This window comes from Myxococcus hansupus (assembly GCF_000280925.3).
GTDB lineage: Bacteria > Myxococcota > Myxococcia > Myxococcales > Myxococcaceae > Myxococcus > Myxococcus hansupus.
The window spans coordinates 9,217,435-9,229,458 of the sequence record NZ_CP012109.1 but is presented as its reverse complement, the minus strand read 5'-3'; the positions used below and the strand labels follow the sequence as shown (position 1 = coordinate 9,229,458).

The 12,024-nt window shown below is 71.2% G+C and carries 8 protein-coding genes; 3 read left to right on the top strand and 5 right to left on the bottom strand.

Going from position 1 to position 12,024, the window contains the following annotated elements; genetic code table 11:
* Positions 1-10: 10 nt before the first annotated feature.
* The 4 genes from A176_RS36470 to A176_RS36455 all read right to left on the bottom strand — a co-directional run bounded on the left by A176_RS36470 (position 11) and on the right by A176_RS36455 (position 6,901).
* Positions 11-1,408: an MATE family efflux transporter gene (locus A176_RS36470; RefSeq protein ID WP_002633781.1), complete on the bottom strand. Its 1,398-nt coding sequence runs from the start codon at positions 1,406-1,408 to the stop codon at positions 11-13.
* Between the two features lie 161 nt (positions 1,409-1,569).
* On the bottom strand, positions 1,570-3,687 hold the full coding sequence (locus A176_RS36465) for a beta-propeller domain-containing protein (protein ID WP_021781199.1): 2,118 nt from the start codon (positions 3,685-3,687) through the stop codon (positions 1,570-1,572).
* Positions 3,688-3,843: 156 nt separating this feature from the next.
* The gene (locus A176_RS36460) at positions 3,844-5,004 is read right to left on the bottom strand and encodes a TIGR02266 family protein (protein ID WP_002633783.1); all 1,161 of its coding nucleotides are present in this window, start codon (positions 5,002-5,004) and stop codon (positions 3,844-3,846) included.
* A gap of 70 nt (positions 5,005-5,074) precedes the next feature.
* The gene (locus tag A176_RS36455) at positions 5,075-6,901 is read right to left on the bottom strand and encodes an Hsp70 family protein (RefSeq protein WP_002633784.1); all 1,827 of its coding nucleotides are present in this window, start codon (positions 6,899-6,901) and stop codon (positions 5,075-5,077) included.
* A 190-nt stretch (positions 6,902-7,091) separates the two neighbouring features.
* On the opposite strand from A176_RS36455, the gene atpH reads away from it, so the two are divergent.
* The 3 genes from atpH (at position 7,092) to atpA (ending at position 11,046) form a co-directional block, all read left to right on the top strand.
* Positions 7,092-7,640, top strand: a complete 549-nt coding sequence (gene atpH / locus A176_RS36450) for an ATP synthase F1 subunit delta (RefSeq protein ID WP_002633786.1) — start codon at positions 7,092-7,094, stop codon at positions 7,638-7,640.
* 145 nt (positions 7,641-7,785) lie between these two features.
* The gene (locus A176_RS36445; protein WP_044889921.1) at positions 7,786-9,261 is read left to right on the top strand and encodes a PAS domain-containing sensor histidine kinase; all 1,476 of its coding nucleotides are present in this window, start codon (positions 7,786-7,788) and stop codon (positions 9,259-9,261) included.
* Between the two features lie 237 nt (positions 9,262-9,498).
* Positions 9,499-11,046, top strand: coding sequence for a F0F1 ATP synthase subunit alpha (atpA, locus tag A176_RS36440; RefSeq protein ID WP_002633788.1), 1,548 nt, complete (start codon positions 9,499-9,501; stop codon positions 11,044-11,046).
* Positions 11,047-11,135: 89 nt separating this feature from the next.
* On the opposite strand, the gene A176_RS36435 is transcribed toward atpA, so the two are convergent.
* Positions 11,136-11,984: an HAD family hydrolase gene (locus A176_RS36435; RefSeq protein WP_002633789.1), complete on the bottom strand. Its 849-nt coding sequence runs from the start codon at positions 11,982-11,984 to the stop codon at positions 11,136-11,138.
* Positions 11,985-12,024: the final 40 nt, after the last annotated feature.

Here is a 12,024-nt window from a genome sequence, read left to right as displayed (position 1 = left end):
GCGCCGCGCGCTACGCTTCGACCGGACGCAGCGTGCCCGCGCTCTTCCGGTTGAAGCGCCACACCAGCGCCACCGCCACGCTGACGAGGCCCGCGCACAGGCCCCACCAGATGCCCACCACGCCCAGGCCCAACTGGAAGGCCAGCAGCACCGTCACCGGCAGACCGATGCCGTAGTGGCCCACCATGTTCGCCAGGAAGGTGAAGCGCGTGTCGCCCGCGCCGCGCAGCACGCCCGCGCCCACGCCCTGCGCCCCGTCGAACACCTGGAAGATGGCGCTCACCATCAGCAGCGGAATCAAGAGCGGCACCACGTCCGCGGGCGCCCCCGCCAGCTTCGCCAGCGCGTTGGGGAACAGCGCGAACACCAGCCCGCTGATGGACATGAAGCCCACGCCCCCCGCCAGCGCCATGAAGCCACTGAGCCGCGCCTGCGGCGTGTTGTGCGCCCCCACCGCCCAGCCCACCCGCACGCTGCCCGCGTTGCCAATGCCCATGGCCACGGTGAAGGAGACGCTCGCGAAGGAGAGGGCAATCTGGTGCGCCCCCACGCTCTCAGGCCCCAGCCGTGCCGCCAGCACGCCCGCCAGCGCGAAGACGCCGACCTCCGCGCAGATGTGCAGGCCAATGGGCAGGCCCAGCCGCACCGCCCGCGCCATGTCCGACCACACCGGCAGGCGCGAGGCGCGCTCGGCGCCCTCCACGGGTCGGCTGCGCACGAACAACACCGCGATGAGGAGCTCCACGCCGATGCTCGCCGACGTCGCCATCGCGGAGCCCGCCACGCCCATCGCGGGCACGTCACGCAGCGGACCGCACCAAGCCGGCAGGTTCGCCCCGCCGAAGACGAGCAGCAGGTTGCCCAGCAGGTTGAAGATGTTGGCCACCACCGTCGCGATCACCAGGGGCCGCGTGAAGGCCGTGGACTGGAGATACGAGCGCATGGTGAGGAACATCAACATCAAGGGCATGCCGGGCGCTCGCCACGTCAGGTACTCCCGGGCGCCCGCGGCCTCCGACTCGCCGATGCCCGCCAGCGGCAACAGCCGCGGCGCCAGCGTCAGCAACGTGGCCAGCAGCACGCCACCACAGAACGCCATCCACGCGCCCTGCCACAACAACGCCCGCGCCCGGGTGAACTGCCGCGCGCCAATGGCCTGGGAGACCATGGGGTCGAACCCCATCATCAATCCCATGCCGAACGAGCTGACGGCGAAATAGAGGCCGTTTCCCAACCCCACCGCCGCCAGCGAAGCCGTCCCCGCGCGGCCCACCACCAGCGTGTCCACCAATCCCATGAGCGCCTGCCCGCCCTGGGCAATCGCGATGGGAATCGCCAACCGCGCCAGCTCCCGAAGCTCGGTGCGGGGGGACTTCACGGGGGACGTTGGCAACACGGCGGTGGACATGGGGAGTGCGCCTATAGCGCCTTCCGGAACGGAATGCGCTGCCAGCCTCCGACGCCCCACGTCCCTTCGCCTGACCAGAGGGCGCGGCGACGCGCCCGTGACACGCGCCCCCTGAAATGCCCGACATCCCAGGGAGCGATTGTCTCCGCGTCAGCCGTGCCTCACGGCATCACGGGCGGCAGGAAGGGCGCGGTGGCCACCGGCGCCGCCAGGTTGGCCACGTTCGACACGCGAATCCCCGCGTCGGAGAGGGTGTACACGTAGTCATCCGCCATGATGCTGCGGCGCACCGTGGGCATCCAGTACCAGCCCCAGTTGCGGACGTTGAACGCCTGGTACATGTCCCGGACGGAGACGGTCCCCACCGGCGAGAAGCCCGTGGCGGTGTCCACGCGGAAGACGCGCAGCTCGCTGCGGAAGCCCGACCAGTAGTCGTAGGCGGAGTAGTCCCAATCCATGAAGGGAATCGCCAACAGCCCCTTCGCCGGGAAGAACGTGAAGGCCTTGTGCTCGTAGAGCGCCTCGCTGTGGCTGCTCATCGAGCCCAACTGATGCGTGAAGGTCTCCCGCGGGTTGGCCAGGTCGCTCACGTCGAAGAGCGACAGCTTCAGCGCGCGGTCCTGCCAGGTGCCGTCCTCGTTGCGGTGCTCGCCGAAGGTGAGCAGGTGCGTGTCACCCAGCGGGTGGATGTACGTGGAGAAGCCCGGAATCTTCAGCTCGCCCACCATGCGCGGGTTCGCCGGGTCCGTCAGGTCGAAGGTGAAGAGCGGATCCACCTGCCGGAAGGTGACGACGTAGCCCCGCTTGCCCATGAAGCGCGCGCTGAAGATGCGCTCACCCCGGGCGAGGTCCGCGCTGCGGCCCAGCTCCTTCAACTGCCCCTCCACCGTGCGCAGGGTCACCACGCGGTTGACCGTCTCGGGCGGGGTCCACGCGACGTCGCCGCCGCCGCTGCCAGGGTTCGGGTTCTCCGCGGGGAGGTCCACCGTGGTGGCCACCCGGAGCACGCCCTCGTGCTCGTCCATGGCGAACTGGTTGACGAGGTATCCCTCCACCGTGCCGCTGCTCTCGTAGGTGGCGAGGTTCGGGTCCCGGATGTCGAACTTGTGCAGGTACGTGTGCGTCGTCTGGCCCGGCTCCGGCCACCACCACCAGTGGCGGGCCGCCAGGTAGAGCGCGTCCTGGGAGGCGTACACCTCGCCGGGCGCCGCCACCAGGCTGGTGCGGGTGGGCGCCGAATCACCAGCGTCCAGGTTCATCGACAGCACCGACACCAGCCCCAGCCCCGTGGGCGCGTTGGTCCGATAGAAGGACGCGCAGTCGTACGCGAGCGGAGCCGCCTCGCCATTGGCGAGCACGCGCCGTCCCGGCGGAAGCCACTGCTCCAGCGTCTGCGCGCGGATGCGCTGCTCGTTCTGCTTCACGAGCGCGTCCACGTACGCGGCCATCCGCTCCCGGTTCCCGAAGAGGTTGGAGGAGTACTCGGGATAGAGGCGCACGCCCTCCGGCCAGCGGAAGCCGTCCGACACCACCAGCCGCACCGCCCCGTCCACGCGCCGGGCGTTGAGATAGCCGCCGGGCACATAGATTTGCTCCAGCACCTGGGGCGCGGCCAGGTCCGTCACGTCCACCACCGTCACCTTCACGGTGTTGCTGTCGTAGCCGCCGTAACCACACCCCATGCCCGCGCAATCCACGGCCGGCCCGTCCATGGGGCCACGGCCTCCCGTCACCTTCCCGGGCCGCGCCTCCTGCACCGCCGAGGTGATGACCAGCCGGTTGCGCTGGGCGTCGAGCAGCATCTCCCGAGGCCAACCTTCCACGTCCAGCACCGCCGTCCGCGCGAGCTGCTCCGCGGGCCACGAACGGTGGACGTAGAGCCGGTTGCCGGACAGCACGAAGATGCGCGTGCCGTCGTTCTGCACGAAGTCCGCTTCGTGGACGCCGTCCACCTGGTTGTTGGTGCCCGTGTGGTCGTTGGGCCGGTCACCACCGCCGGACGAGTCCTGGTTCGGCGGAGGCGCTCCGTTGGTGGGCATCTCGTCTCCGCGCCCGCCCCCGAAATTGTATGACTTGTAGACCTCCAGCGACGCGCGCATCTGCTTCGTCGCGGTGTCCTCGATGTGCTGCTCCAGGGCCTCACAACCGGGGAAGGCCTCCAGGCGGGCCGCCTGCTGCACGGGCTCGTTGTCGATGGGGGACTTCGTCGAACCCTCGTCACAGCCCGCGGCGAACACCGCCGCCACTCCGGCCCAGCTCCAGCGTTTCCACTGCCGCATGCCACCCTCCCTTTTGCGCGTCGGCCCCACTGGTGGCGTCCGGGGCGTCCCCGGTGTCGTGCCCGCCAGCGGCCTGCGTGCCCTCTGCCACCCGCGTGCCAGAGGTCCGCTCCTCCAGAACCCCCGGTCCGAGAGGCGCCGCGCGTGGAAAGCCTCTCAGAAACCTGAGGCGCGAGGCGAACCCGGGGCCGGAAAACCGAGACCCCGCGGCACGAAACGGACGAACTGCTGCGTCAGCACCGGGTCCATCTGCTCCAGCCGCAACCCCATGCCCGCGGCGGCGCGGAAGGGCCCCGGCGGCAGGGGCGGGTTGGACCACGCCACCGTCGCCTCGGCGGTGCACGGGGCGCGCTGGCCCGCGAGCAGCACCTTCAAGGACAGCCGCGTGCCCTCCCGGGCCGGAGTGAGCGTGCGCACGAAGAGCGCCCCGGGGCCGGCGTCATGGCTGAAGCCCGACAGCACCGTCCCGGTGGGCTGGGAGAACTCCACCACGGTGAAGAAGGGGACGCGCTCGGCGGCGCGCAGCGGCGTGTGGCCCGGCAGCAGGCGCCCCAGCACGCGGGCCAGCAGCTCGTCCGCGCCCATGTGCCGCTTCTCCAACAGCGGCGCGCCGCCCAGCGCCTGCGCGCGGGACAGCACCTCCTGGGACTCCTCGGCGCGAGACAGCAGCACCAGCGGCTTGCGCGGGTGCGCGTCCCGCAGCTTCGTCGCCAGGGCCAGGGCCTCGCGAGGCGTGCGCGACACATCCACCACGAAGCCATCCAGCCGCGCGCCATGCTCGGCCGCGAGGTTCGCCGCGTCGCCCATGTCCCGGGCGTAGAGGACGTGGAGGCCCTCCTGCTCCAGCGAGCCGCCCAGGAAGGTGTGCAGGAAGCGGCCGCCCTCCACCAGCAGCACCCTACGCCCGCGGGCCAGCGGCTCGAGGGCGCGCTCCCGGGACTGGCGCACCGCGGCCAGCTTGGCCTCGAGCGCGCCCAGCGCCACCGGCTTGGGCAGGAAGTCGTCGGCGCCCGCGCGCCAGCAGTGCATCACCTCGTGGGGCTCGCCGCCGGAGGTGAACATGATGACGGGCACGTTGCGCCCCGCAGGGTGGGCCTTCACCAGCCGGCACACCTCGTCGCCCTGCATGCGCTCCATGCGCAGGTCCAGGAGGATGAGGGACGGCACGCGCCGGGCCAGCTCGGCCATGCACGCCTCGCCGCCCTCCAGCGCCACCGCCTCGCAGCCCAGCCGCGACAGGTGCAGCCGCACCACCTCCCGGGCGGTCCGGGAGTCGTCCACCACGAACACGGTGTCGCGCGCGGGAGGAGGGCTCATGCGTTCACGGATAGGCGGAAAGCGGGTTGGGGGCCACGGGCGCCCAGGGCCACCGTTCGGGGATGGACGCTCAGGCGCGGGGCTCCTGGCGTCCGGACAACAGCCGGGTGAGCTGACGGGCGATGACGGCGCACTGCGCGGCGTTGCCGCTGTCCAACGCGTTGCGGCCGCCGTCCAGCAGGCGCTGCACGGTGCCCAGGGTGGCCTCGGCCTCCGGGCTGGGGTTCTCCTTCGCGCTGCGCTGGAGCAGCCGCGCCAGCTTCTCGCCCCGCTCCAGCAGCTTGCGGAACAGCTCCTCCGCGCGCTTCGAGTCCACCACGCCCTGCGAGCGCGCGTAGTGGGCCTGCTCCGCGCCCAGCTTCTCCGCCTCGCCCTGGGGCAACCCCGCACGGGCCTCCAGCCGCACCGCCTCCATGTTGCCGGTGGTCAGGTCGGTGGCCTTGACGGAGAGAATCGCCTCGCTGGACAGCTCGAAGACGACCTCCAGCGGCACGTCTCCGCGCGCGGCGACGTGGAGGCGCTTGAGCACCACTTCGCCCAGCTTGTAGTTCTCGTCCTGGAACTCGCTCTCGCCCTGGTACACGGGGATGCGCGCTTCCTGCTGGCCGGAGCTGCCCGGGTAGAAGATGTCGCGCGCCACCACGGGCACGCCGGTGTTCTTCGGGATGAGCCGCTTCACGCGGCCGCCCATGACGCCCACGCCCAGGCTCTGGGTGGCGACGTCCAGCAGCAGCGCCTGTCCGGACTGGCGGATGAGCTCGTCGGCCTGCACCGCGGCGCCCAGCGCGACGGCCTCGTCCGGGTGCACGTCCGTGGAGGGCGCGCGGCCGAAGAAGTCCGCCACCAGCCGCCGCACCAGCGGCACGCGCGTCATGCCGCCCACCAGCAGCACCACGTCCACCGCGTGCGGGTCCATCTTCGCCTCGCGCATCACCGACTCGCAGACGTCCAGGCAGCGACGCGACAGCGGCTCGGACAGCGTCTCGAAGAAGGAGCGCGTGAGCACCGTCTCCAGCTCCACCATGCGCTTGCCAGGAGCGGTGTGGTCCCCCAGCCCGGCGACATAGATGGACGCCTCGTCCTTGTCGGTGAGCTCGCGCTTGGCGGACTCGGCGGCCACCTTCAGGCGGCGCAGGCTCTGCGCGTCCTGCGACACCACGTGGCGGAGCTCGTCGTCCACCTGGGCCAGCAGCCATTGGACGATGCGCTGGTCGAAGTCCTCGCCGCCCAGCTTCGGGTCACCGCCGGTCGCCTTCACCTCGAAGACGCCGGACTTCACCTCGAGGATGGACACATCGAAGGTGCCGCCGCCCAGGTCGAAGACGAGCGCGTTGCCCTCGAAGCCGCGCGACAGGCCATACGCCAGCGCCGCGGCGGTGGGCTCGTTCACCAGCCGCACCACGTCCAACCCGGCGATGGTGGCCGCCTCGCGCGTGGCCTGCCGTTGGTTGTCGTCGAAGTTGGCCGGAACGGTGATGACGCACTTGGTGACGGGGCGGCCGAAGTGCGCCTGCGCGTCCAGGGCCAGCTCGCCCAGAATCATCGCGGAGACCTGCGTGACGGGCATCACCTTCCCCGCCAGCCGCACGCGCGCGTCACCCGACGGGCCCGACACCAGGGGATAGGGAACGAGCGCCTTCGCCTCCTGCACCAGCTCTGGCGTGAAGCGGCGCCCGAGGAACCGCTTGGTGGCCCACACCACGGAGTCCGGGTGCTCTTCAGCCAGCGCTTGCGCGGCGACGCCCACCACGCGTTCACCAGCGGAGTTCACGCCCAAGGTGGACGGCGTCAACCGACCGCCCGCGCGCGCGGGAATCAGGCGCGGGCGTCCGTCTTCCACGGTCGCCACGGCGCTGTTGGTGGTACCCAGGTCAATGCCGATGACGGGGTCGTGCATGGGGGGCCAGGAGGACACCACCCTACGGGTGTTCGCGCCACCTCGCCAAGCCCCCTGACAGCCCCGCATGCGGATAAGGGCTGCTTTCCCGCCCCACAGGCCAGGACGGCGGGCCTGCGGTCGGCTCGACGCGTGCCGTGAGCCACGGACGTTGCCCGGCCGTGGCCCCCGTGCTAAGGGCGCGACCGCCATGGTCAACGTGTCGATTGCCCGCCGCTACGCCCGCGCCCTTCTCGATGTCGCTTCGGAGGCGGGCCGCACCGACGCCGTCGCCGAGCAGCTCACCGCTTTCGCCGACGTCATCGCGAAGAACGCCGAGCTGACCGACGTGCTCGTCAACCCCGCCTACACCCGCGAGCAGCGCCTGCTCGTGGTGGAGTCGGTGATGAAGGCCGTCCCGGGCGGTCTGGAGCCCACGCTGACCAACACCCTCCGGCTGCTGGTGGACCGCAACCGGCTGGGTTACCTGTCCGACATCGCCCGCCTCTTCCGTGACATGGCGGATGCCCGCGCCGGACGCGTCCGGGGCCACGTCACCAGCGCCTCCCCGCTGCCCTCGGATGCCCTGGCCCAGCTCCAGCAGACGCTCCAGCAGCTCACCCAGCGCGACGTCCTGTTGGAGACGCGCGTGGACCCCAGCCTCCTGGGCGGCGTCGCCGCGCAGGTGGGCAGCATCCTCTACGACGGGAGCATCCGCACCCAGCTCGAGGAGATGCGCCGCGAGCTGAAGCAGCGCTGAGTCCGGCCGCTCGCCGGGCAACCAACGTTCCAGGTCGTCCGCATCACCCCGCAGTCCAGGGCTAACCGGTATTTCCTGTAGGCCCTGACAGCGGTATAGTCATGGGGTCGCGGGACAAACCCGTGCCACCCCGGGCGACCTGAACATGGCGCAGTCCCTACTCCACCGGTATTCCGAAGGTCCGTCCTCGCTGGCGGCACCGGAGGAAGTGCGGCCCTTCCTGGGCGCGCTTCTCCAGGCGGCGGGGTGTGGCGTGGCCCTGCTGGACCGGGACTTCCGCGCCCAATGGGTGAACACCGCGCTGGCGGCGCTGTCCGGCCTGGAGCCGCGCGTGCACCTGGGCCGCCCGCTGTCGGAGCTGTGGCCGCACGTGGCGCCGGCCCTGTCGCCGCTGCTGGCCCGGGCCCTGGCGGGAGAGGACGTGGTGGAGGCCCCGCTGCGGGGCGTGCTGGCCTCGTCCGCCGGTGAGAAGCACCTGCGGGTGGGCCTGTCCCCCGCGATTCATGGCGGAGCCCTGGCGGGCGTGGTGCTGTGGGTGCGCGACGAGACGGAGCGCGTGCTGGAGGAGCAGCGGCTGCGCGCGCGCGAGTCGCACATGCGCAGCCTGGCGGACGTGGCGTGCGACGGACACTTCCTGCACGACAACGGCGTGGTGCTGGACGCCAACCGCGCGATGGCGCAGCTTCTGGGCTACTCGACGCCGTCGGAGATGATCGGCCGGCACCTGTCGGAGTACGTGGCCCCGGAGTTCCGCTCCCAGGTGGGCCTGGTGCTCAGCCGCGGGCTGGAGACGCCCTACGAGGTGGTCGTCCTGCGTCGGGACGGGCAGCGGCTGCCCCTGGAGGTGCTGGGGCGCTTCGTGACGTGGGAGGGCCGCCAGGTGCGGCTGGCCGCCGTCTGGGACATCAGCAGCCGCAGGGCCGCCGAGGAGCGCACGGCCCACACCGAGCAGTTCCGCAACCAGTTGCTGGGCGTGGTGGACACGGAGATGCGGGGGCCCCTGCAGTCCATCCAGCAGGGCACCCACACCCTGCAGCAGATGGACGGCCTGCAGGACGTCCAACGCACCCTGGTGGGCCAGGTGTCCCACGCCGCCCGGCGCATGGAGCGGATGCTCCACGAGCTGATGGACTTCACCCGCGCGCGGCTGGCGGGCGGGCTGGTGCTGCGGCCCGAGCCCGCCGAGCTGGACGCCGTCGTCTCCCGCGTGGTGGAGGAGCGGCGCCGGACGCACCCGCGGCGCACCCTCCTCATGGAGCTGGAGGGCGACCTGCGCGGCCACTGGGACGCCGCGCGGCTGGGCCAGTTGGCGGACCACCTGCTGGGCAACGTCCTCCAGCAGGGCCGGGCGGAGTCCCCGGTGACGCTGCGGCTGGCGGGCGCGGTGGGGGGCGTCACCCTGTGTGTGCACAGCCACGGGCTCACGGTGGCCGCCGAGGAGCACTCCTCCCTGTTCGAGCCCTTCCGCAAGGACCGCTCCGCGCCCCCGGAGGGCCTGGGGCTGGGCCTGTTCCTGGCGCGGCAGATCGCCATCGCGCATGGCGGCAAGCTGGCGGTGGAGTCCTGCGCCCAGGGCGGCGTGCGGTTCATCGCCTGGCTGCCCCGCGAGTCGGCGCACTGAGCCGCCGCCGCAACGGCTGCTGATGCCCCAGAGTAGTGAGGAGCGGCCTGACGCCCCTCCCGGACGGGGCGGGCGCCGCCGCCTGTCCCACTCCTGAACGGGCGTGCTCCCTCGGGGTGTCCTGGGAGGTACAGAGCGCATTGCAGCGGGGGGGTGTGCGTGGTAAGGGGCCCCGACTTCAAGGTTTCGGCGGCCTGCCCCACGTCGGCCGCCCCTGTGCAAGGACGCAAGACGCCCATGGAAATCCGCGCCGACGAGATCAGCAGAATCATCCGGGAGCAGATCAAGGACTACGGGAAGAAGGTCACCGTCGCGGAGACGGGTACCGTGCTGTCCGTCGGTGACGGTATCGCGCGTATCTACGGCCTCGAGGGGGCGCTCGCCGGTGAGCTCGTGGAGTTCACCAACGGCGTGCAGGGCCTCGTGCTGAACCTCGAGGAGGACAACGTCGGCGTCGCCATCATGGGCGACTTCCAGGCCATCCGCGAAGGCGACACCGTCAAGCGCACCCAGCAGATTGCGTCCGTGCCCGTGGGCAAGGAGCTGCTCGGCCGCGTGGTGGACCCGCTCGGCAAGCCGCTGGACGGCAAGGGCCCCATCGCCGCCACCGAGACGCGCCGTCTCGAGGTGAAGGCGCCCGGCATCGTGTCCCGCAAGAGCGTGCACGAGCCCCTGCAGACGGGCATCAAGGCGCTGGACGCGCTGGTGCCGGTGGGCCGCGGTCAGCGCGAGCTCATCATCGGTGACCGCCAGACGGGCAAGACGGCCGTCGCCATCGACACCATCATCAACCAGAAGGGCCTGAACGTTTACTGCATCTACGTGGCCATCGGCCAGAAGCAGTCGACGGTCGCCCAGGTGGTGGAGAAGCTGAACCGCTTCGGCGCCATGGAGTACACCACGGTGGTGGCGTCCAACGCCTCCGACCCGGCCCCCATGCAGTTCTTCGCGCCGTACGCCGGCGTGGCCATGGGCGAGTACTTCCGCGACAACAAGATGCACGCGCTCATCGTGTACGACGACCTGTCCAAGCAGGCCGTGGCGTACCGTCAGCTCTCGCTGCTGCTCCGCCGCCCGCCCGGTCGCGAGGCCTACCCCGGCGACGTGTTCTACGTGCACAGCCGCCTGCTGGAGCGCGCCGCCAAGCTGTCCGACGAGGAGGGCGCCGGTTCGCTCACCGCGCTCCCCATCATCGAGACCCAGGCCGGTGACGTGTCGGCGTACATCCCGACGAACGTCATCTCCATCACCGACGGGCAGATCTTCCTCGAGACGGACCTCTTCTTCGCCGGCGTCCGCCCGGCCATCAACGTGGGCCTCTCCGTGTCCCGCGTCGGTTCGGCCGCGCAGATCAAGGCCATGAAGCAGGTCGCCGGCACCATGAAGCTGGAGCTCGCGCAGTACCGCGAGCTGGCCGCCTTCGCCCAGTTCGGCTCCGACCTGGACAAGGCCACCCAGGAGACGCTGGCGCGCGGCGCCCGCATGGTCGAGCTGCTCAAGCAGGGCCAGTACGAGCCCATGCCCGTCGAGAAGCAGGTCATGCAGATTTTCGCCGCCACCAACCGCGACGACCCCAAGAAGCGCGGCTGGATTCGCGACATCCCGGTGGCCGACGTGGTCCGCTGGATGCGTGAGTTCCTGGAGTTCGCCGACGGGAAGCACCCGAACGTCGCCAAGGACCTGGGCGCGAAGCGCGAGCTGACCGCCGACATCAAGGCGGCGCTGGCCAAGGCCATCACGGAGTTCAACGAGGTCTTCCAGCCGACGCCGGGCGCCAAGGTCTAAGGCCCGTCCCGGATGGCGCGGGGCCTCGTCCAGGCCCCGCGAAGCACGCGCCCCGCGCTCCCTTCACTGGGAGGCGGGGCTTCGTGTTTTCAGCGCACGCGCCGCACCACCGCGTGCAGGCTGCGGTCCGCGCCGCCGCGCGCGCCCAGCAGCTCCATGGCCTTCAGCTCGTAGGGCAGCACGTTGTCGCGGGACACCAACTGCACCTGCGCGCCCAGCGCGGCCGGCAGCGCGAGGTCCAGCTCGAAGATGTCACCGGCCACCAGCGTCTGCTCCGGCGTGGTGCCCGTGCGCTCCCAGACGCGCTTGAGGGCCTCGAAGTAGCGGCCCCGGCGCAGGTACACGGGGCGGCGCAGCACGCCGTCCAGCGTCTGCGTCTCTGGCACCGTGGCGAAGCGCGCGTCCGGCGCGTCCGGCGGGTCCAGGAGGAACTTGCGCGCGTCGCCGGACACCGTGAGCTTCTCGCGGCCCTGGGGGGCGAGCTCGTCCAGCTTCTTCTCCACCAGGTCGGTGTGCGCGTTCGTCACCACCGTCACCGGCAGGCCCGTGGCCACCAGCGCCTCCAGCACCTCCTTCGCCTCCGGCTTGAAGGCGGTGGCCGAGTGCGCGTAGGCCTCGCGGTAGAGCTTCTGCACCACGTCGGAGCGCGCGGCCTCGTCCAGGCCCTTCCCGAAGCGCTGCATCAGGCGGTGCGCCGCGCAGGTGGCCGTCAGGTACGGGTCCGCCGTGGCGGGCGCCACCACCCGGCCGCCCAAATCCCAGCCCAGCGAGTCCGCGCCCGCGCGCAACGCGGCGACCTCTTCCTCCCACGCGGCCTCCAAATCCTCACCCAGCGCCGCCGCCAATCCCTGCCGGAAATGCAGCAGGAAGGGCGCGCTCTCCGCCGCCACGTCCGTGAAGGTTCCGTCGAAGTCCAACACCACGCACGCAATCGCCATTCAGACCACCGGCTCCCGAAGTTGAAGGAAAGGTGCCGGA